Here is a 20,696-nt window from a genome sequence, read left to right on the forward strand (position 1 = left end):
TGGGGGCGGGGTGGAGTCGGGGCTTCACCGGGGTGGAGCCGAGGCTTCGCCGTCACCGGTCCGACGGGGACGGCTGATCGTCGTCCCCTGCGCGAGGACGACGGAGGCCGTCCCCGGAACGGTGTCGGACGAAGTGGTCCCGCGCTTCCGTCTGAGGGCCCCGCAGCAGACAGCTGACGGCCTCGTGCACGTTCGCTCCGAGGTGGTAGGGGCCCGTGTGGTGCAGGAGGAAGAAGCGCCCCGTCTCGCCGATGAGGAGCATCGCACCGTCGAACGTCTCGTATCCGACGGGGAAGAGTCTCTCTCCGAGGTTCCGGGCGAGTTCAGCGACATCCTCGCCGCTCTCCTCGTGGATCCAGTGCGGCGTGAATCCGATGGCGGCCGGTGGACTTCCCGGCAGCTCGAGGCGCAGTCCACCGAATTCCCTGACGAAGTCCTGAGCGGCCCGGAACGGTTCGACCGGATGCCCTTCCGTCAGGAACCGGTCCGTCACGAACGTCAGGAGCTCGGGCAGCCGGCCGCCGATGTCGCGCCCAGGGAACCAACCCGCCTCGGCCAGGACGGCTTCGACGGCCTCCGCTGTCATGCGCGGCGTCGCACGCGTCACCGGGCCCCTACCCTTCCGCGGCGTGGACGATGTCGTACGGGGTGCCCTGCGGCGTCATGAGCCGGAGGGTCCGCTCGGCCTCGGCGGTGAGCTCGGCGCGCTGGGCGCGCGTCACGTGCGTGAACGGTTCGACGGTGAGCGTGGTGCGGTCCTTTCCCTCGTCCAGGTGCCAGAGCCCGGCGAGGAAGCCGTCGAGGAGGAAGACGCGGTGGGCCTGGTTGCCGGTCCAGGTGCGGCCCCGGAGGTCGGCGGGCACGACGCGGGTGCGGTCGGCGTGCGAGAGCAGCAGGTTGTCGAACTCGGGGAGGAAGCGGGCCGGGGCCGGGGTGTCCTCGTCGGGGCGGGGCGCGTCGGGCAGGTCGAAGAGTTCGGTGCCGCGCTCGTTCTCGAAGACGAGGAGCCGGGGCCGCAGCCGCTCGAAGGCGGGGCCGAGCTTGGTGAGGCCGCACCAGGCCTGCATGTCCTTGACGGAGGCGGGTCCGAAGGCGCCGAGGTAGCGGAGCACGGTCTCGTCGAGATCGGCGGCCCCCTCGGTCCCGTCGCCGAACCACTGGTCGGTCGTGGTGAGCGCGACCTGGCCGCCGCGCCCCCAGAGGCCGCGCGGGGTGACCTGGACGAGCGGAAGGAGGCAGCGTGCGGCGACGGAGAGCGACTGCGGGTCGGCGTCGGGCCACTGGGGAAGCAGTGCCTCGCGCAGCTCCTTGGGGGTGCGGGGCCGCTCCTCGACGAGCGCGCGGGAGAGGTCGGCGAGCCGGTCGAGGTCCACGCCGTCGAGGCCCCCGCGGGAGACGAAGATGGCGAGCTCGCGGTCGATGGCCCCGCCCTGCGCGAGTCCGCGCAGGGCGACCGCGTCGCGGGCGGTGTGCGTGTGCACGGTGGAGCGCATGGTGACGATACGCGCGACGTCACGGGACTCCATGAGCGCCGACAGCTGTTCGGGGCGGAATCCGTCGAGGCGGGCGGCGAGCGCGTAGTACGGGGGCTTGGTGTTCTGCGCCTGCAGGCCGAGAAGGTGCTCGACGGCCTCCGAGACGCCGAGGGAGGCGGGGCGGAGGAGCAGTTGGCGGTCGAGGGTGGCACGGTTCAGGGCGCGGGCACCGAGCACGGGGTGGTTCGTCTTGAGGGCCATGACCGGCACGCTACTCGGACTTGCGGACAGCTACGGTCCGCAAGCCGACACGCGGCGGCGGGGCGTCATCCCGGTCGCCCCATTCGCCCGCAACACACCGCATATATCCTTCCCGAAGACCCAGGAGGTGCACGAGATGTCCGACCGTCGCCCACGTCCGGCATGGCGCCGCCCCCAGGCGGAGCCCCCCACGACCGCCGCCCCGGAGGCGCCGGAGGAGCTTGAGGAGCGGCGGAGCGTGGTGCAGGCGAGCCTGTACCGGGACGGCCGCCGCGTCTCGTCCCCCGCGACGCTCGCGGAGACGTTCCGGCAGCTGCGGGAGCACCCCGACGGCATGGCGTGGATCGGCCTCCAGCGTCCGACCGAGGAGGAACTCCATTCCCTGGCAGCCGAGTTCGACCTTCACGAACTGGCCGTCGAGGACGCGATGGAGGCGCATCAGCGTCCCAAGCTCGAGCGGTACGGCGACACGCTCTTCGTGGTCCTCCGGGCGGCCCGCTACCTGGACGCGCAGGAGGAGGTCGAGTTCGGCGAGCTCCACATCTTCGTGGGCCCGGACTTCCTGATCACGGTCCGCCACGGCGCCGCACCGGACCTCTCCACGGTCCGCCACCGCATGGAGAAGGACCCGGAGCTGCTCGCCCTGGGCCCGGAGGCGGTCCTGTACGCGATCCTCGACGCGGTGGTCGACGGCTACGCGCCGGTGGTGGCGGGCGTCCAGAACGACATCGACGAGATCGAGACGGAGGTCTTCGGCGGAGACCCGGCGGTCTCCCGCCGCATCTACGAACTCTCCCGGGAAATGGTCGAGTTCCAGCGCGCCACCCGCCCCCTGGTCGGCATGCTGCACGGCCTGATGGCCGGCTTCGCCAAGTACGGCACGGACGAGGAACTCCAGCGCTACCTCCGCGACGTGGCGGACCACGTCACCCACACCAGCGAGCGCGTCGACGGCTTCCGCCAGGCACTGACGGACATCCTCACGGTCAACGCGACCCTGGTCACCCAGCAACAGAACGCGGAGATGCGGGCGTTGGCGGAGGCGGGCTTCGAACAGAACGAGGAGATCAAGAAGATCTCCTCGTGGGCGGCGATCCTCTTCGCCCCCACCCTGGTCGGCACGATCTACGGCATGAACTTCGACCACATGCCGGAGCTGCACTGGGCGGGCGGGTATCCGTTCGCGGTGCTGCTGATGGCGGTGGTGTGCACGAGTCTGTACGTGGTCTTCAAGCGGAAGGACTGGCTGTAGCAGAACCGGACGCCGCCCACGCTCTCTTCGGCAACGAGTACGTCGGCACCGATCACGTCTTCCGTCTGAGCGGCCCTCGCGTCGAGGCGTTCTCCGGCGTGGACGCGGAGGTCTTCCGTCTGCTCGCCCGGGGCGACGTCGAGGGGTGCCGCGCCCTCGTCCACGCGAGCCGCCACGTCCGCCCCCGCCTCACCTTCGGCAAGGATTGGGGCGGCCCCGTCTCCGTCCATGCCGACGGATCGGTCCTCGTCCTGCGGCTGCTGCCGGGGCAGGACGAGGAGCCGCCTCCGGGCTCCCCGCGCTGACCTCGGAAGGCTGCAGGGACCGGCTCATCTCAGAGCCGGTCCCTGCAGCAGGACGACGTACACACCGGCTCAGAGCGACGCCTCGACTCCGAGGCTTCCGGCGCCGACGGCTCCCCTCAGCACGTGGGCGATCTCCTCGGGTTTGAGGTCGATGCCGTCGAGCCCCTCCAGGGTCAGCGGGACCTCCTCCAGCGCGTACTCGCCGCGGCCTTCGGCACTGAACTCGGGACCGGTGCGGTCGTCGAAGGACCAGGTCGCGATGCGGGCGAGGTAGAAGAGTTGGCGCTCGTCGTCGGTCTCCGTCGTGTGGAGGAGGCGGATGATGTCGGCCTTCCCCGCGATCTCCTCGTGGATCTCCCGGTGGAGGGCGGCCTCCCGGGACGCGTCACCGGGTTCGACACCGCCGCCGGGCAGGACCCAGTACTCGGGGATGCCGGGCCTGCTGCGGCGGATGACCAGCATCGTGTCGTCGGCGGTGACGAGGACGGCGCGGACTCGTTCGATCATTTCGGTTCGTCTCCTTGCTTGTTGAAGGTCTCAGTGCAGCAGCCGGCCGCCGTCGACGTGGACGGACTGCTCCGTAAGGACTGGCTGTAGCCACACGGAACCCGAGGAAGGCCAGGCAGGTGCTGCGGTCCCGGCTCGCGGCCGGCCGCATCGGCGCACCGGCCTCGAATCGGCCGGAGCCCCAGCTCACCCGGTCGCGGGGTACACGTTCACGTCGATGTCCACTGCGGCGAACTCGTTGATCACGTACGTGCTCGCGCCGTCGTAGAGGCCCCGGTCCTTGCCCGTGCGGGCGTCGAGGATGACGCGCGGGGAGCCGCCCGTGAGCGCCAGACCCGCGAGGGCGAGGTCCTCGTCCTGGGAGTGCCGTCCGTCGATTGCCTGGAAGGTCGCCTCGTCGCCGAGCTGGGCGCCCAAGACGCTCGACCGCCGCATGGCCACCACGCATCTCGCCGCGTGGTCACCCTCCCCGGTGCCCCCTCCGACCGGGCGCTCGTGCCCCTGCCGGCGCGCGCCGTCCGGGCCGCGACGGCGTCGTGGACGTCCGAACGGATCTCGGCACCACGAGGCGCCTGAAGCCGTTCCATGACGGACAATCCATATGAGGGGCGGACAGGTATCCACCGACCACAGGGGTCGCGATGACCGAGCTGCCGGGAGCCGACACACCCATCCGTGTCTTCCTCCTGGACGATCATGAGGTCGTCCGCCGCGGGCTGCGCGACCTGATCGACGACGAGCCCGACCTGCAGGTGGTCGGGGAGGCGTCGACAGCGGACCAGGCCCTCGCCAGGGGGCCGGCGCTGCGGCCGGACGTGGCCGTGCTCGACGTACGGCTGCCCGACGGCGACGGCATCTCCGTGTGCCGCGAGCTGCGCTCCCGGATGCCGGAGCTCGCGTGTCTGATGCTGACATCGTTCGACGACGAGGACGCCCTCATCGACGCCATCATGGCGGGAGCGGCTGGATACGTACTCAAGCAGATCAAGGGCTCCGATCTCGTCTCGGCGGTACGGACCGTGGCCACCGGGCAGTCGATGCTCGACCCGGCCACCACCGCCCGCCTGATGCACGCGCTGCGTGACCCCGAGGCCGCGAAGCGACCGGAGGACGAGCGTCTTGCGGTGCTGTCCGAGCGGGAGCGGTCCGTGCTCGACCTGATCGGTGAGGGGCTCACCAACCGGCAGATCGCCAAACGGCTGTACCTGTCGGAGAAGACGGTCAAGAACCACATCTCACGGCTGCTGGGCAAACTGGGCGTGGAACGTCGTGTGCAGGCCGCCGTCATCGCCGCGCAGGTCCACGAGCACGACGGCGAGGAGAAGTAGCCCTCAGTCCTGACCGGCCCGCAGGGGGACCCGCCATTCGAGAACCGTGCCGCCCGTCGGCTCCGGTCGTGAGCGGACCGACAGGTCGCCGCCGAGGCGTTCGGCCCGCTCGGTGAGGTTCCGCAGACCACTGCGCGCTCCGCCGTGCGGCATGCCGACGCCGTCGTCGCTCACCGTCACCGCCAGGACACCGTCCGCGGCGACGACAGCCACCTCCGTGTGCCGGGCCTCCGCGTGCCGGGCCACGTTGGTGAGGGCCTCGCCGAGGACCGCGATCACCTCCTCGGCCGCTTCGGCCGGTACGTCCGTGTCGAGCAGCCCCTCCATGCGCAGGGCGGGGGCGTGTCCGAGAGTCGAGGCGGCCGAGTCGACCGTTCTGACGATGCGGTTCCTGAGCTTGGGGGCGGCTCCGGGGGTGTCGTGTTCCCGCAGGCCGAAGATGGTCGATCTGATGATCTTGATGGTGGCGTCGAGGTCGTCGATCGCCCTGGTCAGCCGGTCCACCGCCTCCGGGTGCTCGACGAACCGGCGGGCGCTCTGCAGGGTCATACCGGTGGCGAAGAGGCGCTGGATCGCGAGGTCGTGGAGGTCACGGGCGATCCGGTCCCGGTCCTCCAGGAGGCTCACCTGCTCGGCGTCGCGGCGCCGGTCGGCGAGTTCGAGGGCCAGGGCCGCCTGCCCGGCGAATCCGGGGAGGGCGCCGGTCTCGGCTCCGGCGAACGGCGTCCGGCCGCGGCGCCTCGCGAGGATCATCACGCCGGTGAGTTCCTTCGTGCCGACCATCACCGCGACGGCCGGTCCGAAGCCCTGCCAGCGTTCGGGCTGTACGGTGACCCGCTCGTCGCTCTCGACATCGGCCACCATGACAGGGCCGTCCTTCGCGAGGGCGGCTGCGGCCAGGGTGCCCTCGCTGCTCGGGAGCACGACGCCCCGGTGCGCGTCCGCCCCGTCGCCGCGGGCCAGCGAGCCCCTCAGCTCACCCCCGGGCCCGACCAGGTAGAAGACGCCCATGTCGGCACCCGCGATGTCGACCGCCTGCTCCAGCATCCCGCCCAGGACCTCGGACTCCTCGGCGCCGGACAGGAGGGCGCTGGTGAGGTCCGAGCTCGCCGCCAGCCATCGCTGGCGGAGTCTGCCCTCCTCGTAGAGGCGGGCGTTCTCGATGGCGATGCCGGCCGCGACCGCGAGTGTCGTCACGACGGCCTCGTCCTCGGCGTCGAAGTCGGCGGCGCCTCGCTTCTCGGTGAGGTAGAGGTTGCCGAAGACCTCGTCGCGCACGCGGATGGGGACGCCGAGGAACGTGTGCATCGGTGGGTGGTGCGGAGGAAAGCCGTACGAGGCGGGATGGTCGGACAGCTCGGACAGGCGCAGCGGCTCGGGGTTCCGGATCAGCTCGCCGAGGATGCCGTGGCCGGAGGGCAGGTCCCCGATCCGGGCGCGCAGTCCGTCGTCGATGCCGATGGGGAGGAACTCGGAAAGCTTCTCGTCGTCGCCGATGACACCCAGCGCCCCGTACTCGGCGTCCACCAGGGTCACCGCCGCCTCGACGATGCCGCGCAGCACCTGGGGCAGATCGAGTTCCCGGCCCACGGACATCACGGCTTCGAGCAGACCGTTGAGACGGTCCCGGGTGCCCCGCACCTCGTCGATGCGTACCTGGAGTTCCTGGAGCAGTTCGTCCAGTTTCAGCCGCGGAATCCCAGGGCCCGCAGATCCCGGCTCCTCCTGGCCTCCCATCGCACCCTCCGCGCGGCCCTTCGACTCACCTGACGCATCCCTTTCACGGTAGTCCGGAGACGGCCTGCGCTCCTGTCGTCAGGTCCCCGGTGGAACGCGGGCCGGACAGAGCGTGGGCCAGGACGTCACCCTCGGGCTCGTGGCCCACATCTGAAAACTGCACGCTCAGCCCCGGTGTCCACACGTGCTGGACGACCTTGTGGGCCTCTCGAGAGGGACGCGGCGGGTCGGCCTCGTCCCGGACCGCTGCCAGGGCCGCTCAGACCAGGGACGGTGGACCATTCGGCCCTCGCCGCCCCCCACGAGCTCGTCGGAGGGTGGTGACACGGGGAGCGCCCCTCCCTCACCCTCGCCCCACGATCTCCCGAACAGGAGGCACGGCGATGAAGCACCTGAAGATCGGCGGTCTCATGACCGACGACGTGGTCTCCGCCGTCCCCGCGACCTCGTTCAAGGAAGTGGCGAAGCTGCTCGCCGAGCACGACATCACCGGGGTGCCGGTGGTGGACGACGACGACCGCGTCGTCGGAGTCGTCTCGGAGAGTGATCTCCTGGCCCGCGACGAGCTGACGGCCCGGGGCCTCATGACCGGTCCGGCCATCACGGTTCACGCCGAGGAGACGGTGGCGGACGCGGCACGGCTGATGGTGCGTCGTGGCGTCGAACGCCTCCCGGTGGTCGACGAGGAGGAGCGCCTGGTGGGCATCGTGACCCGTCGCGATCTCCTGTGCGTCTATCTCCGACCGGACGCGGAGGTACGCGAACGCATCCGTGAGGACGTCCTCGAGGAGGTCATGAACCTGCCCGGGGACGCGGTGGATGTGCATGTGCTCGACGGTGTGGTGACGCTCGCCGGTCGTGTCCGGCACCGAAGCCAGGCACTGATGCTCGTCCGGCTCACCGAGAGCGTGGACGGTGTCGTCGCCGTCGTGGACCGGCTGACCTTCCATGAGGACGACACGCCTTCCGCGGCCCCGGCCCGCACTCCCCATCCGGTCATCCGGTGACCCACTGCAGACAGGACGCACCGTGTCTACCACCGCTCTGACCCGAACGCTCGTGACGTCACTGATCGAAGACGCCGTCAAGGCTCCCTCGATGCACAACGCGCAGCCCTGGAAGTTCTTCCACCCGACGGGCTCCGGTGTCATCGAGATGCACGGCGACCCGCTGCGCCGCATGCCGCAGGAGGACCCCGACCACCGCGCTCTCCACCTCGGCTGCGGCGCCGCTCTGTTCGGCCTGCGGGTCGCCGCCGCGCACCGGGGGCGGCACGCCGTCGTCCGACTCCTGCCCCGCCCCGAGGACCCCTGGCACTTCGCCGACGTGGAACTCCACGGCCCCGACGCCACCGACGGCGACCTCACCGCGCTCCACGCCGCCTTGGCCCGGCGCCACACCAGCCGCTTCCCCTTCACCGAGGAGCGGATCCCCTCCGAGCTGATCGACGCTCTGCGCGCCGCGGCCCTCCTGGAGGGCTGTCGGCTTGTCGTGCCGGGGGCCTGGCACACCGACACCGTGCTCGGGATCGTCCATGAGTCCGAGCGGTTGGAGGCCGCCGACGAGGCGGTTCGCGCGGAGATCGCCGCCTGGACACGCACGGACACCTCCGACGAGCACTCCGACACCGAGGGCATCCCCTCGTACGCCTTCGGACCGCGGCAGTACGACGTCACCTCGCCGATCCGCGACTTCGACTCACCTCGGCACGTGCCGGACCGGGCCACGGCGCGCTTCGAGAAAGAGCCCCAGATCGCCCTGCTCAGCACGGCCGAGGACACTCCTCGGCAGTGGCTGACGGCCGGCCAGGGACTCCAGCGAGTTCTGCTCCAGGCCACCCTCGACGGACTGTCGACCTCCCTCATGTCCCAGCCCCTGGAGTGGCCCGAACTCCGCTCCGTCGCACGCGATCCGGAGTCGGCGACAGGATTCGTCCACATGGTCATCCGCCTCGGTTACGGCCCGAAGGGGCGGTCCACCCCACGTCGGCCGGTCTCCGAGGTGCTCACCTTCGGCTGAAGCCCGTATCCGGCGCGGTGAAGCCCGTATCCGGCGTGTCTCGACCGCCGTCACAGCCGGAACCAGCGCTCCTGGCCCGGCAGGACCGTGACTCGCCGGTCACCGGGAAGCACGACGGCGAGCGCGCCCTCGGGCGAAAGCGGAACCCTGACGGCCAACCGCCCCGGCAGCATCCGCAGACGCACCCCTCGATGCCTGCCGCAGCACAGGGTGAACGTGAACCGGGGAATCTGGGCCAGCACCACCGGCGCCACGCGAAGCCCGTCGGGTCCGGCTTCGAGCCCGGTGATTCCGCGCTCGACGAGATCGACCGTGCCCGCCATCGCCCCGAGATGGATGCCCTCGCCGGTCGTTCCTCCCTGGACGTCGGCCACGTCGGCTACCAGCGCCTCCTCGCAGTACCGCCAGGCGTCGGTGCCCTTCTGCCGGGCCAGTACCCAGCCGTGGACGAGGCTGCTCAGTGTCGAGCCGTGGCTGGTACGCCGCAGGTAGTACGCGACGGTGGCGAGCCACACCTCGTCGTCCAGCGGGTACCCGAGCCGGGCGAACAGGCCGTGCAGCTCGTCGGCCCGGAAGAGGTAGCCGAGCATCAGGGTGTCGGCCTGCTTCGACGCCTGGTAGCGGTTGACCGTGTCGCCCTCGGCCTCGAGGATCCGGTCGAGTCTGCGGATGTCTCCGTACCGCTCCCGGTACGCCTCCCAGTCGAGCTCCGCGAGGTCGCCGTACCCGTCGAACTGGCTGACGACGCCCTGGTGGAAGGGCACGTACATGTGGCGGGACACGTCCTCCCAGCGTGCGAGTTCGGCGTCGTCCAACGACAGGATCTCCGACAGCTCACAGCGGCGTGCGTCGGGCAGTTCGCCGAGCAGGTCGAGGCCTCGGGCGAGGACCCAGGCCGCGGTGGTGTTGGTGTAGGCGTTGTCGTCGATGCCCGGGGTCGCCGCATCGGGATAGGCGTCGTGGTACTCGTCCGGGCCTACGACCCCACGAATGCGGTAGCGGCCGAGTGTCGGGTCGAAGACGGCACTCCCGGCCCAGTGGCGGGCGACTTCGAGGAGGATCTCCGCACCGGCGGAGTGGAGGAATCCGCGGTCGCCGGTTGCTTGCGCGTACCGCCACACGTTGTACGCGACGGCCGACCCCACGTGGCGCTGGAGGCGGGAGTGGTCGGGCAGCCAGCGGCCGGAGCGTGGGTTGAGGTGCAGGGACTGCGTCTCCTCCCGGCCCGAACTCGCGCTCTGCCAGGGGTACATGGCTCCTCGGTGGCCGACGGCGCGGGCGGCCGCACGGGCGGCCGGGAGGCGCCGGTGGCGGTACATGAGCAGGGCCCGGGCCACCTCGGGGAAGTGCAGGTCGAGGTAGGGCAGGACGAAGAGCTCGTCCCAGAAGACGTGCCCCCGGTACGCCTCGCCGTGCAGGCCACGCGCGGGCACGCCCACATCGAGGTGTGCCGTGTGCGGGGAGAGCGTCTGCAGCACGTGGAACACGTGCAGCCGCAGGATGCGGCCCGCCTCCCCGGGCACGCGCAACTCGCCCTGCTCCCAGACGCGTTGCCAGGCGGCCTTGTGGGCGGCGAGCAGTCGGGGGAAGGCCGGCGCCCGGGTGATCCCGTCGAGGGCTGCGGAGAGGGGGTCGACGGCGGGCCGGTCGATCGAGGTGTGCAGCGCCAGGGTCTTCGCCACCGTCACCGAGCGGCGCGGAACGACGGGTATGCGGTACGTCTGCGTGGTGCCGGTCTCCGTGGCCGCCTCCTGTGCCGGCCCGGCGGGGCGGGTCACCGTGCGCACGGCCATGGCGATCCTGATGCCCGGGTCGGCCGTACGACACGAGATCCGGGCCACCCCACCGGGCTCGAACCCCGTGCGGTGTTCCAGGAGGTGACGCCCGTCGAGGTGCCGGTAGCGCTCGACTCCCGAGTTGGTGACGGCGCCGTCGAGCACGGACCGCACCTCGACGGCGCCGCTCCAGCCGTAGGCGCGGAACACGGTGCGCTGCGCCGCGAGACCGGTGTCTCCCAGGTGGACGAGACGTAGGTGGCTGACCCGCAGGCCCCTCCCTCGGGAGTCCTCGAAGAACAGGCGTCGCGTGAGCACCCCCGTACGGAGGTCGAGACGCACGTCGTAGTGGCGGAGGTCGTCGGAGTCGGGCGTGAGCCAGTCGCCGGGCGGCCCGTCGTCCGGCAGGCATCGGTAGCGCAGCAGCGTCCAGTCGGGGAGGTTGACGAGGTCTTCGTTCTCGACCTGCCCGCCCGCGACGGTCGAGGTGAGCCGGTCGTAGCAGCCGGCGAGGTAGGTGCCCGGATAGTGGGTGGTGTCGGCGGTGCATTCGGGCGCCGAACCCCGGGTGGCGAACCGTCCGTTGCCGAGGGTGCAGAGGGCTTCGACGAGTCGTTCGCGTGTGGGTTCGTAGTGGTCGTACGCCCACGTCCAGCCGTCGGTCATCCGCGATCACTCCATACGTGGCGGACCAGCGTCGCGAGGTCGGCGGTGACGAGGTCGGCGCCCTGGCTCCCCAGCGCGGCGGTTCCGTGCCCGTCGGGAGACCGGTCGACACCGACGACAAGGCCGAAGCCGCCCCGGCGCGCGGCTCGGACTCCGGCAAGTGAGTCCTCCACCAGAGCGGTCTCGCCCGGGGGGATGCCGAGGAGGTGGGCCGCGTGGACGAAGAGTGCGGGGTCCGGTTTTCCGGGGAGTCCCAGGCGGGCGGCGTCCTCGCCGTCCACCACGGTGGCGAGCAGGGTGTCGAGCCCGGCGGCGGCGATCAGTGCCCGGGCGTGCCGGGAGGCCGACACGGCGGCGCACGGCACCCGGAGGTGACGCAGTGCGGTGAGCGCGTCCTCGACGTCCTCGAAGGCGACGACGGGCTCGGTGCGGAGGGCTTCCCGGAACACCTGCTCCTTGCGGGCCGCGACGGCCCAGACGGTGTCGCAGCCGGGCGCGTCGTCGGGCGCTCCGGGTGGAAGGAGGATGCCTCGGGCGTTCAGGAACGCCTCGGCTCCGTCGTACCGCGACCTGCCGTCGACGAACCGGCGGTACTCGGCATCCGCGTCGAAGGGCACCCGTGCCCCCGCGTCGGGTGCCGACTCGTCGAGACACGTGTCGAACGCGGTCTTCCAGGCCGCCGCGTGCAGAGAGGCCGAGTCGAGGAGTACGCCGTCGGTGTCGAGAACGACACCGCGCGGCGGCGGGGCGCCCGCCGGCGGGCCGTTCATCCGGTGGCCGCAGTGTCGGGCACCTGGACGGCCGCGTGCTGCGGGCCGCCGAGTGCGACCTTGACGGCGCCGGTGTCGGCCGCGCGGCCGAACACGTCGTAGGCCTCTTCCATCTGGTCGAGTTCGAAGCGGTGGGTGACCAGTTCCGCCGCGGGCAGCCGTCCGGCCGCCATCATGCGCAACAGCATGGGGGTGGAGGAGGTGTCGACCAGGCCCGTGGTGATCGTGACGTCCTTGATCCACAGGTCTTCGAGGTGGAGGGCCACCGGCTTGCCGTGGACGCCGATGTTGGCGACCCGCCCGCCGGGACGGACCATGCGCGTGCACATCTCGAAGGACTCGGGGAGGCCCACCGCCTCCATGACGACATCGGCACCCAGACCGTCGGTGAGATCCGCGACCAGCTGCTCCGGGCCTTCGTCGGCCGTCGCGGTGGCGTCGGCGCCGAGCTTGCGGGCGGCGGCCAGCCGGGACTCGGCGAGGTCGACGGCGACGATCCGTCCTGGGCTGTAGAAGCCCGCCGTGGCGATGGCGGCGAGACCGATGGGACCGGCGCCGACCACCACGACCGTGTCGGCCGGCCGGACGGCACCGTTCAGGACGCCCACCTCGTACGACGTCGGGAAGATGTCGGCGAGCAGGACGGCGTCGAAGCTGTCGACCGCGTTCGGGAGCGGGTGGACGGACAGGTCCGCGAACGGCACCCTGACGTACTCCGCCTGTGTGCCGTCGATGAGGTGGCCGAGGACCCAGCCTCCCCCGCCGCGGCACTGGCCGTAGCGGCCCTCGCGGCAGAAGCGGCACCGGCCGCAGGCCGAGATGCAGGAGATCAGGACGCGGTCCCCGGGCCGCACGGTGCGCACGTCCCGGCCGGTCTCGGCCACTGTGCCCACCGCCTCGTGGCCGAGGACACGGCCGGGCGTCACCTCCGGCACGTCGCCCTTGAGGATGTGCAGGTCCGTGCCGCAGATGGTGACGGCGTCGACCCGCACGATCGCGTCGCCGGGGTCCCCGATCCCGGGATCGGGTACGTCCTGCCAGACGACACTGCCCGGTCCATGGAAGACGGCTGCCTTCATGGCGTCCACCCACTTCCTCTCGCGCACTCGGGTGTTCCCTCGTCCAGGCTCGACCGTCGGCCCAGGACCACGCATGTGCCGATCGGCCCAGAGGAGGGGCCGGTCGGGCTCTCGCGACCCGGCCGCCACCCATGCGAGCGTGGAGTCCGGATCACGTTCCGAAGGAGGGCCGGCCATGTCCGAGGCAGCCCCGAACCCGGCTCCCACCGACCTGCGACCTGCTCTGCTGAGTTTCCTGGGCGGCGTGGGCACGGTCACCGGCAGCAAGTTCCTCGTCGAGAGCGACCATGCGCGGATCCTCCTCGACTGCGGTCTCTTCCAGGGTTTCGCGGACCTGCGTCGCCGCAACTGGGAGCGGTTCGCCCGCGACGCCGCCGACATCCACGCCGTGGTCGTCAGCCACGCTCATCTGGACCACTGCGGCTACGTGCCGCGCCTGGTCCGGCAGGGCTTCCGGGGACCGATCCTGACCAGCGCGCACACCGCCCGGCTGGCCGGAATCGTGCTTCGCGACAGCGCGCGGCTCCAGATGGAGGCCGCCCGGCACGCCAACGAACACGGCTGGTCCCGACACCGTCCGGCCGAGCCGCTGTACGACGACTCCGACGTGGAGAAGACGCTGGCGTTCTTCGACACGGTCCCCGTCGGGGAGGACGTGGAGATCATGGCCGGCGCCCGGTTGAGGCTCCACCACGGCAGGCACATCCTCGGGTCCGCGTGGGCGCACCTGACCCTGGAGGACGGGCACACCCTGGCCGCCTCCGGGGACCTGGGCCGACCAGGGCACCCCTTGCTGCTGCCGCCGGAGCCGTTCTCCGGCGCGGACGTTCTGCTCATGGAGTCCACGTACGGCGACCGGCGGCACGACCGGGAGTCCGCACGGACGGAGTTCGCCGCAGTGATCGAGCGGACCGTCACCAGGGGCGGCACCGTCGTCATCCCCTCCTTCGCGATCGACCGCACCGAGGTCGTCCTGCACGAACTGACCCGGTTGCGCGAGAGCGGCATCCTGCCCCGATCGGTCCCCGTGTACGTGGACAGCCCCATGGCCCTCGCCGCCCTCGACGTCTACCAGGACGCGGTGGCCGAGCGTTCGGCGGAGCTGCGCGCGTGCCGCCTGGAACGGCTCGGGGCTCAGCTGCCCCTTGCGCCAGGATCTCGGGGAGAAGGACCGGAGGCGAAACCGGTCGGTGCCTCGGCGAGGCGGTGCTCGCACGCCTCGCCACGGCGATGGCACGCGGGATCCTGTCGGCCCGCAGCCGCGCATCGACGACCTGATGCCCTGCGTGGGCGCGGAACCCCTGGCCTGCGCCCGGTGAGGAGAAAGCAATGAGCACCCAGCCGTTCACCGTCGCCGATGTGATGACCAGGAAGGTCGTCGCCGTGCGGCCCGGCGCGGAGTTCAAGGAGATCGTCGCCGCGATGGAGCGGTGGAAGGTGACCGCCGTACCGGTGGTCGAGGGCGAGGGCCGTGTCGTGGGCGTGGTCTCCGAGGCGGACCTGCTCCTGAAGGAGGAGTTCCACGACCACCGCCTCGGGCTCATCGAGCAGATGCGGCGGCTCGGTGCCACGGCGAAGGCCGGATCCCGACGCGCGGCGGATCTGATGACCTCGCCCGCGATCACCGTCGCCCCCGACGCCACCCTGCCGCAGGCCGCCCGCCTGATGGCCGCCCACGGCGTGAAACGGCTGCCGGTCGTCGACACACGCGGCACGTTCCAGGGGATCGTGAGCCGATCCGACCTCCTGAAGGTGTTCCTCCGCCCGGACGAGGACCTCGCGGCCGAGGTTCGCCATGACGTCGTCGAGCATCTGTTCCCCTCCTGTCACCACCGGATCGACGTCCGCGTCGAGGAAGGCGTCGTCATCCTGTCCGGCCGGGTCCGCGACAGTTCCCTGGTCCCCGTCGCAGCACGACTGACACGAGCGGTCGAAGGCGTGGTGGACGTACGGTGCGAGCTCACCGCCGACTCCGAGGTGTAGTCCCCGGTGCGGGGCGGGCGCGGACCGGCCGCGGTTCCGGGTGGTCGGCGAGCAACGGCTCGCCGGCGTCGAAAGACGGAGCGCGTGTGTGCCGAACCCTGGTCGGCCTCGGCGTGGTCATTCGTCGCCGGGCTCGGGAGCTCCGCAGCCACACGGGCCGGTCCCGCAGCCGTTCGGCATCGCGCCGGGCACGCCGGCGTGCTCCGCCGTCCCCGTGCCCGGCGTAGACGGCTCCGCCGAGGACGACTCCGTCGTGGTCACTGACGTCGGTGACGGTCTCGGCCGGCACGACGACCGCGTCGATACCGTCGGCCTGCCGTGTCCGGCCGATCTCGTCGGCGATTCCGGCGGTGGCGCCGTGAGCGCCACGTCCGGGCCGCCACCGCCGTTGCTGCCGTAGGCGACGAGCACTCGCTGCGGGCCGTTGCTGCCGTAGGCGACGAGAACTCGCTGCGGATTCACGAGGTCTCACCCTGGGCGGTGCTTCCTCCTCGCGTGACCTGGATGGTCCGCCCGCGCGTGGTCTCCTCGTCGGGCATGGGGACGCGGACGGTGAGAATGCCGTCCTTGTACGAGGCGTCGACACCATCTGCGGGAATCGTCGCCGGAAGGCGCACGGTCCTGCGGAACGCTCCGTAACGGAACTCCGAATGCTCCTTGTCCTGCTCGCTCCCGCTGTGCTCCGCACTCACCGTGACGAGATCGTCGTCGACCGTGATGGTGATGTCCTCCAAGTCCATCCCGGGCAGTTCTGCCCGCAGCACGCACTCGCCACCGCCGGTGGACATCTCGACCGGGATGGAGTGGGCGGCCGTGGCGGGGCGCCATCCCGGCAGGCCGGGGAACTCGCTGTTGAACAGGTCGTTGAAGTCGGGGAAGAGGCTGCGCCTGCGTTCCACCTTGCTTCCGGACATCGTTCCCTCCTGGTCCGTGGTCCTGGGACTCGTCTGATCCCGCGAACGGATGAGGAGCCGAGGCCGACTCCGTAACCCACCTTTCCGCCGTGCCCTCGCACGGTGGAGTGCCCAACGGGCCGCCGAGGAGGGCCGAACGGTCCGCTCCGTGAAGGGACCGGTCGGCCCCCCTGCCTCAGGGGGCGGTCTTTCAAGGAGCTCGCGAGCCACCACCCCCCTCCCGACCCGGAGCCGCACGAGCGAGTCACGGAGGCCTCGACCGCTCCAGTGCCCCTGAGCAGTGCGTGACGGACCGCTGCCGTCGGGGGCGCCGAGAGTGGCCCTGCCCGCCCGACCGGAGAAGGCTGACCGTGATGTCTGACAGGAGAGCCGAACGCATCGCGGATCTCATCGGGCTGCTGCGGGTGGCCCCGGGCTCATGGCCCGCCGGTCGAAGCCGCATGAGGGAGGCGGAAGGCCGGCCGGGCGCGACCGGCCCGGGAGAAGGGGTGAACGCCCGCTGTTCGAACGCGCGTTGCCGGTGCTCGGCAGGCGGGGCTACGATCGCCCCCGGTCGTGACTGGCGAGAGTGGAGCACCACAGGGAAGCGGCCCCTCCCCGGATCCGACGCCGACCGCCTGGGCGTCCTCCCCCAGCCTCCCCAGCACCCCGAGGAGACCCGGCGTGGACATGCGTTACGGAATCAACCCCCAGCAGGCGGCGGCCAGGGCCGTACCGGTGGACCCGGAGCGGGTCCCGCTCCGGCTGCTCCAGGGCCGCCCCTCGTACATCAACCTCCTCGACGCGCTCAACTCCTGGCAGCTGGTGCGGGAGGCGGCGCGGACCCTGGGCCGGCCGGCCGCCGCGTCGTTCAAGCACGTCTCCCCCGCCGGCGCCGCGCTCGCGGGCCCGGTCGACGAGGCGACCGCCCGGCTCCACGACGTGGACGCACGCACCGTCGGTGAGCTGACCAGCGCCTACCTGCGCGCCCGGGACGCCGACCCGAAGTCCTCGTACGGCGACTTCGTGGCCGTCTCGCACGAGGTGGACGTGGAACTGGCCGAGTTCCTCACCCGGGTGGTCTCGGACGGGATCGTGGCCCCCGGGTACGCCCCCGGGGTGCTGGAGGTCCTGGCGAGGAAGAAGAACGGCGCCTTCCTGGTGATGGAGGCCGATCCGGCCTTCGAGCCGCCGGCGGAGGAGTCCCGGGACGTCTTCGGGCTGCGGCTCGTCCAGGAGCGCGACCGGGTCGAGCTCTCCGAGGAGGTGCTGGCCGACGTGCACGTCGGCGCGCTCTCCACGGAGACCCGCTGCGACCTGCTGCTCGGCCTGGCCGTGCTGCGGTACACCCAGTCCAACTCGGTCTGCTACGTGCGGGACGGCCAGACCCTGGGGATCGGGGCGGGCCAGCAGTCCCGGGTGGACTGCACCCGGCTGGCCGGGGGCAAGGTGGACACCTGGTGGCTGCGCCGCCACCCGCTGGCGCAGGCGCTGGAGTTCCGGCCGGGCGTCCGCCGCCAGGACCGGGTGAACTGGCAGGTCCGCTTCGTCGAGGGCGACCTGACCGACGACGAGCGCGCCCGCTTCCGCGAGGCGGTCGTGACGGAGCCCGGCACCCTGGACGCGGCCGAGCGGGCCGCCTGGCTCGCGAAGCTCACCGGGGTGTCCTTCGTGTCGGACGGGTCGCTGCCGTTCCGGGACAACGTCGACCACGCCCGCCGGCACGGGGTGACGAGCATCGCCGAGCCCGGCGGTTCGATCCGCTCCGGCGATGTCGAGGACGCCTGCCGCGAGTTCGGCATCGCCCTCGCCCGGACCGGCCTGCGGCTGTTCCACCACTGAGCCCTCCCCGTCCCCTCCCTCCGCGAGGAGGGCCCCTCCGAGGCCCGCCATCCGGCGGCCCGTCACCGTCCACGCTCCCGCCGCCCGGCCCGTACCGGCTGCGGTTCGTCCGCGCACACCACCACCGTCGGCCCCCTGCCGCACGTGGTCCGCCGCCACCAGCACCGCGGGGAGCGCCAGCCCGGCGGCGATCCCGGAGCGCTCCACGCCGCGCACGTGACGGACTGTGCCCCGCCCCCGGGGGGGGCGGATTCCAGCGATCGTCGCAACACGTGACCATGGGAATCTGGTGCGACGGCGTCGGTGCGCAGAAGGGGTCTGCGGCCCTCGGGCCGCAGACCCCTTCAGGCTGCGTATTCGAGTTCCGGCTGGGGCTACGCGTCCTTGAGCTTGGTCACGATCCACTCGCCGAGTTCTCGGGTCATGACGGTGTGGCCTTCGTTGGTGGTGGCGCAGAGGAAGTCGTGGAGCTCGCTGCGCTCCCGGTCGACCTTGCTGTAGAGGGCGTCGTGGTTGGCGATGTCGGCCGATGCGACGGCGCTGATGGTGGGGACGAAGGTCGACGTGTTGTAGGTCAGTTCCGACGTGTCGGGGTGGTTGATGACGTTGGCCAGCAATGCGGCCACGCCGAAGTTGGAGGCGCCGCCGAGGAGCTCGGGGAAGAGACCACCGGGAGCGCCGTCGATTTCGGGGAAGCCGGTGGTGTTGATCGAGACCTCATCCTGGCCCCCCTTCTGCATCCGGGCGACGGTCTGGCGCCCCTCGCCCTGGGTGAGCAGCTGCGCCGCCAGCTCAGGACCGGAGGCGTCCATCGCGGAGCTGTCGGCGGGGATGTCGTTCCCGACGCCGGTGCCCGTTCCGTTGGCGACACCGAGCAGGCGGGGCCTCTGGGGCCAGTCGCCCATCTGCTCCAGTGCGTCCAGGAAGTCGGTCCGTGCCTTGTCCTGGCCGGCGGCGACGTCGAGGGTGGTGTTGGTTCCCGTTGCGAGGTGCCAGCGCAGCATCTGGCGTGCGGCGGAGCTGTTGATCAGGTCGGAGTAGAGGTTGAAGAGCTGCTGGTCTTCGCCTCCCCCCCAGTGGGCCTTCACGAAGTGGGCGAGCGCCTGGACTCCCAGGGGCAGCCACGCGCCGTGGTGCGGGGTGTCGTAGGAGAGGTAGGTGGAGGTTTCGTGCTGCTCCATGTTGCTTTCCATCTTGGCCAGGGCGTAGCGGGTGACCAGGCCTCCCATGCTGAAGCCGCCCACCGTCAGCGGGCTGCTGCCCTCGCGCTCGGCGAGCGTCCGCCTGATGCACTGGATCGCGACCTCGGCGTTGTCGAGGACGGAGGCGGTGCGGTCGGTGAAGCCCAGGACGATGACGTCGAAGCCGGCCTGGCGCAGCGTGGAGACGAACGGGTACTCCCCGTTCTCCAGGCCGTCGTACAGGATGTCGACGTTGGTTCCTGCCGGAGCGAAGCCGTCGGCGAGGATCACCGGTCGCTTGAGGACTTCCTCGCCGGGTGACCTGAAGACCCACGCGGTTCCGCTGGCGGTCGGGGTGCGCAGATCCCACTTGGTGTCCCAGGGGGCGGACTGCACGGAGGCGCGCTCGGACCCCGGAGGGGTACCCCAGATATTGACGACAGGCTTGGACATACTTCGACGTCTCCCTTGTGCCGCGGCGATCATGCCGAACACAGCCATCGTCCCGACACGAGCACCCGCGCCCCAACAGAATCCGGCGAGATCACTCTCCCGGGCACGAATCAGCCCTATTCACTCCCTCCCGCGCGCCCCTCGTGCGCAGGGCGCCACCGCCAGAAGGCCGACCTGACGAGGCAGAGGCGTCAACGTGACGAGGGTGCCGTCATGCGACCACACACGACCCGCCCCAGCCGGCGGGGGCGTGTCGGCACCCTGAAGGAGCAACTCACCCATGCGCTCGGCGGAGGTCTTCCACCCGAGCGTCTTGCGTGGCCGGCCGCTGAGCTCCGCGGCGACGGCGTCGAGCTGCTCGCGGGGGTGCTGGGACAGGTCGGTGCTCTTGGGGAAGTACTGGCGGAGCAGGCCGTTGGTGTTCTCGTTCGAGCCGCGCTGCCAAGGGCCGGCAGGGTCGCAGAAGTAGACAGGCATCCGGGCAGCCATGGCGAACTCGTGGTGGCGGCCCATCTCGCTGCCCTGGTCCCAGGTCAGGGATCGTTCCAGATGCGGTGGGAGGTGTCTGACCGTGTCCAGGAGAGCGTCGTGGACCCGTTCCATGGTCCGGCCTTGAGGCAGGTGAACGAGCATCAGGTAGCGGGTGCTGCCTGCGCCCGAGCTCGGCTGCGATCGCACGGACCGAAGCCTTCTCCCGCAGCCGATCGGCCATGTAGATCCGGTCCGCTTCGCGCAGATGCCGAGACGGCCCAGAAGTGGGCACCATCGTGACTGGTGGCACCCACTTTCTGCGGCTGCCCGGCCGGGAGCCATGACGCCATCGCTTCCCGGTCCGTCGGTTCACTCCGACGATCCGGCATGCTTCCGAATCGCTCACGCCCCGGTTCACGAGCTCGACGTATGCCTCCCGTTCCCGGTACGGCGTCTTCGGCCCTTGCCTCAACCGTTCCTTGCGAATCTCGACGTCCATCGCATCCCCTGAGCCGGGGTGTTGCGACGACCGCTGGAACCCAGGGGGTGTCGCGCCCGGCGGACGACATGCCGGACGGTGCCGGACTCCCCGGGGTCCGGGCGGGACGCCGACCGGACCCAACACGCCCGGCAAAGGTCTCGGCGAGAGGGGCAGGGGTTTCCGTCGGTGCCACGGGGGTTCGCGCCGACGCTCCTGGG

General features: G+C 71.2%; 18 protein-coding genes, 1 pseudogene and 1 riboswitch. Of the genes and pseudogenes, 8 read left to right on the plus strand and 11 right to left on the minus strand.

The window, feature by feature from the left end:
• Positions 1-52: 52 nt before the first annotated feature.
• Together ACZ4XX_RS17065 and ACZ4XX_RS17070 are read right to left on the minus strand one after the other, a co-directional pair.
• Positions 53-586: an SUKH-3 domain-containing protein gene (locus ACZ4XX_RS17065; protein ID WP_468508697.1), complete on the minus strand. Its 534-nt coding sequence runs from the start codon at positions 584-586 to the stop codon at positions 53-55.
• A 28-nt stretch (positions 587-614) separates the two neighbouring features.
• On the minus strand, positions 615-1,736 hold the full coding sequence (locus tag ACZ4XX_RS17070; protein ID WP_468508698.1) for a winged helix DNA-binding domain-containing protein: 1,122 nt from the start codon (positions 1,734-1,736) through the stop codon (positions 615-617).
• Positions 1,737-1,872: 136 nt separating this feature from the next.
• On the opposite strand from ACZ4XX_RS17070, the gene ACZ4XX_RS17075 reads away from it, so the two are divergent.
• Positions 1,873-2,988, plus strand: a complete 1,116-nt coding sequence (locus tag ACZ4XX_RS17075; protein WP_468508699.1) for a magnesium and cobalt transport protein CorA — start codon at positions 1,873-1,875, stop codon at positions 2,986-2,988.
• A complete protein-coding gene (locus ACZ4XX_RS17080) occupies positions 2,943-3,293 on the plus strand; it encodes a hypothetical protein (protein WP_468508700.1) in 351 nt (116 codons plus the stop codon). The genes ACZ4XX_RS17075 and ACZ4XX_RS17080 overlap by 46 nt, the downstream gene beginning before the upstream one ends.
• A 69-nt stretch (positions 3,294-3,362) precedes the next feature.
• Here ACZ4XX_RS17080 and ACZ4XX_RS17085 read toward each other — a convergent pair whose 3' ends face one another.
• Positions 3,363-3,800, minus strand: a complete 438-nt coding sequence (locus ACZ4XX_RS17085) for an NUDIX hydrolase (protein ID WP_468508701.1) — start codon at positions 3,798-3,800, stop codon at positions 3,363-3,365.
• A gap of 186 nt (positions 3,801-3,986) precedes the next feature.
• Positions 3,987-4,235, minus strand: coding sequence for a hypothetical protein (locus ACZ4XX_RS17090; RefSeq protein ID WP_468508702.1), 249 nt, complete (start codon positions 4,233-4,235; stop codon positions 3,987-3,989).
• Between the two features lie 206 nt (positions 4,236-4,441).
• Between ACZ4XX_RS17090 and ACZ4XX_RS17095 the strand changes: the two genes are divergently transcribed.
• The gene (locus tag ACZ4XX_RS17095; RefSeq protein WP_468508703.1) at positions 4,442-5,128 is read left to right on the plus strand and encodes a response regulator; all 687 of its coding nucleotides are present in this window, start codon (positions 4,442-4,444) and stop codon (positions 5,126-5,128) included.
• 3 nt (positions 5,129-5,131) lie between these two features.
• Here ACZ4XX_RS17095 and ACZ4XX_RS17100 read toward each other — a convergent pair whose 3' ends face one another.
• A complete protein-coding gene (locus ACZ4XX_RS17100) occupies positions 5,132-6,865 on the minus strand; it encodes a sensor histidine kinase (RefSeq protein WP_468508704.1) in 1,734 nt (577 codons plus the stop codon).
• A gap of 383 nt (positions 6,866-7,248) precedes the next feature.
• On the opposite strand from ACZ4XX_RS17100, the gene ACZ4XX_RS17105 reads away from it, so the two are divergent.
• Entirely contained in the window at positions 7,249-7,872 is a 624-nt protein-coding gene (locus ACZ4XX_RS17105; protein WP_468508705.1) for a CBS domain-containing protein, read from the plus strand.
• A gap of 22 nt (positions 7,873-7,894) precedes the next feature.
• Complete coding sequence (locus tag ACZ4XX_RS17110; protein ID WP_468508706.1) at positions 7,895-8,884, plus strand: Acg family FMN-binding oxidoreductase; 990 nt, start codon at positions 7,895-7,897, stop codon at positions 8,882-8,884.
• Positions 8,885-8,934: 50 nt separating this feature from the next.
• On the opposite strand, the gene ACZ4XX_RS17115 is transcribed toward ACZ4XX_RS17110, so the two are convergent.
• From ACZ4XX_RS17115 to ACZ4XX_RS17125, 3 genes are read right to left on the minus strand one after another with little or no spacing between them, the layout of a single operon-like run.
• Positions 8,935-11,325, minus strand: coding sequence for a glycoside hydrolase family 65 protein (locus tag ACZ4XX_RS17115; protein WP_468508707.1), 2,391 nt, complete (start codon positions 11,323-11,325; stop codon positions 8,935-8,937).
• The gene (locus tag ACZ4XX_RS17120; protein WP_468508708.1) at positions 11,322-12,095 is read right to left on the minus strand and encodes an HAD family hydrolase; all 774 of its coding nucleotides are present in this window, start codon (positions 12,093-12,095) and stop codon (positions 11,322-11,324) included. The genes ACZ4XX_RS17115 and ACZ4XX_RS17120 overlap by 4 nt, the downstream gene beginning before the upstream one ends.
• Complete coding sequence (locus ACZ4XX_RS17125) at positions 12,092-13,174, minus strand: zinc-dependent alcohol dehydrogenase family protein (protein WP_468508749.1); 1,083 nt, start codon at positions 13,172-13,174, stop codon at positions 12,092-12,094. The genes ACZ4XX_RS17120 and ACZ4XX_RS17125 overlap by 4 nt, the downstream gene beginning before the upstream one ends.
• 175 nt (positions 13,175-13,349) lie before the next feature.
• On the opposite strand from ACZ4XX_RS17125, the gene ACZ4XX_RS17130 reads away from it, so the two are divergent.
• Together ACZ4XX_RS17130 and ACZ4XX_RS17135 are read left to right on the plus strand one after the other, a co-directional pair.
• A complete protein-coding gene (locus tag ACZ4XX_RS17130; RefSeq protein ID WP_468508709.1) occupies positions 13,350-14,507 on the plus strand; it encodes an MBL fold metallo-hydrolase in 1,158 nt (385 codons plus the stop codon).
• Positions 14,504-15,157, plus strand: coding sequence for a CBS domain-containing protein (locus tag ACZ4XX_RS17135; RefSeq protein WP_468508710.1), 654 nt, complete (start codon positions 14,504-14,506; stop codon positions 15,155-15,157). Before ACZ4XX_RS17130 ends, ACZ4XX_RS17135 begins: the two co-directional genes overlap by 4 nt.
• Before the next feature lie 458 nt (positions 15,158-15,615).
• On the opposite strand, the gene ACZ4XX_RS17140 is transcribed toward ACZ4XX_RS17135, so the two are convergent.
• Complete coding sequence (locus ACZ4XX_RS17140) at positions 15,616-16,071, minus strand: Hsp20/alpha crystallin family protein (protein ID WP_468508711.1); 456 nt, start codon at positions 16,069-16,071, stop codon at positions 15,616-15,618.
• Positions 16,072-16,616: 545 nt separating this feature from the next.
• Positions 16,617-16,701: riboswitch (ZMP/ZTP riboswitch) on the plus strand.
• A gap of 39 nt (positions 16,702-16,740) precedes the next feature.
• Between ACZ4XX_RS17140 and ACZ4XX_RS17145 the strand changes: the two genes are divergently transcribed.
• Positions 16,741-17,892, plus strand: a complete 1,152-nt coding sequence (locus ACZ4XX_RS17145; RefSeq protein ID WP_468508750.1) for a phosphoribosylaminoimidazolecarboxamide formyltransferase — start codon at positions 16,741-16,743, stop codon at positions 17,890-17,892.
• 374 nt (positions 17,893-18,266) lie between these two features.
• On the opposite strand, the gene ACZ4XX_RS17150 is transcribed toward ACZ4XX_RS17145, so the two are convergent.
• A complete protein-coding gene (locus tag ACZ4XX_RS17150; RefSeq protein WP_468508712.1) occupies positions 18,267-19,526 on the minus strand; it encodes an esterase/lipase family protein in 1,260 nt (419 codons plus the stop codon).
• A gap of 267 nt (positions 19,527-19,793) precedes the next feature.
• A pseudogene (locus ACZ4XX_RS17155) lies at positions 19,794-20,174 on the minus strand (IS30 family transposase); the annotation flags it as partial.
• Between the last annotated feature and the right edge of the window lie 522 nt (positions 20,175-20,696).

It is taken from the genome of Streptomyces sp. NPDC029956 (genome assembly GCF_055574655.1).

Bases quoted from the DNA above. Each gene is read 5' to 3' on its own strand.
- ACZ4XX_RS17065 (WP_468508697.1), bottom strand. From the start codon at position 586: ATGACAGCGGAGGCCGTCGAAGCCGTCCTGGCCGAGGCGGGTTGGTTC.
- ACZ4XX_RS17070 (WP_468508698.1), bottom strand. From the start codon at position 1,736: ATGGCCCTCAAGACGAACCACCCCGTGCTCGGTGCCCGCGCCCTGAAC.
- ACZ4XX_RS17075 (WP_468508699.1), top strand. From the start codon at position 1,873: ATGTCCGACCGTCGCCCACGTCCGGCATGGCGCCGCCCCCAGGCGGAG.
- ACZ4XX_RS17085 (WP_468508701.1), bottom strand. From the start codon at position 3,800: ATGATCGAACGAGTCCGCGCCGTCCTCGTCACCGCCGACGACACGATG.
- ACZ4XX_RS17090 (WP_468508702.1), bottom strand. From the start codon at position 4,235: ATGCGGCGGTCGAGCGTCTTGGGCGCCCAGCTCGGCGACGAGGCGACC.
- ACZ4XX_RS17095 (WP_468508703.1), top strand. From the start codon at position 4,442: ATGACCGAGCTGCCGGGAGCCGACACACCCATCCGTGTCTTCCTCCTG.
- ACZ4XX_RS17100 (WP_468508704.1), bottom strand. From the start codon at position 6,865: ATGGGAGGCCAGGAGGAGCCGGGATCTGCGGGCCCTGGGATTCCGCGG.
- ACZ4XX_RS17105 (WP_468508705.1), top strand. From the start codon at position 7,249: ATGAAGCACCTGAAGATCGGCGGTCTCATGACCGACGACGTGGTCTCC.
- ACZ4XX_RS17115 (WP_468508707.1), bottom strand. From the start codon at position 11,325: ATGACCGACGGCTGGACGTGGGCGTACGACCACTACGAACCCACACGC.
- ACZ4XX_RS17120 (WP_468508708.1), bottom strand. From the start codon at position 12,095: ATGAACGGCCCGCCGGCGGGCGCCCCGCCGCCGCGCGGTGTCGTTCTC.
- ACZ4XX_RS17125 (WP_468508749.1), bottom strand. From the start codon at position 13,174: ATGAAGGCAGCCGTCTTCCATGGACCGGGCAGTGTCGTCTGGCAGGAC.
- ACZ4XX_RS17130 (WP_468508709.1), top strand. From the start codon at position 13,350: ATGTCCGAGGCAGCCCCGAACCCGGCTCCCACCGACCTGCGACCTGCT.
- ACZ4XX_RS17135 (WP_468508710.1), top strand. From the start codon at position 14,504: ATGAGCACCCAGCCGTTCACCGTCGCCGATGTGATGACCAGGAAGGTC.
- ACZ4XX_RS17140 (WP_468508711.1), bottom strand. From the start codon at position 16,071: ATGTCCGGAAGCAAGGTGGAACGCAGGCGCAGCCTCTTCCCCGACTTC.
- ACZ4XX_RS17145 (WP_468508750.1), top strand. From the start codon at position 16,741: ATGCGTTACGGAATCAACCCCCAGCAGGCGGCGGCCAGGGCCGTACCG.
- ACZ4XX_RS17150 (WP_468508712.1), bottom strand. From the start codon at position 19,526: ATGTCCAAGCCTGTCGTCAATATCTGGGGTACCCCTCCGGGGTCCGAG.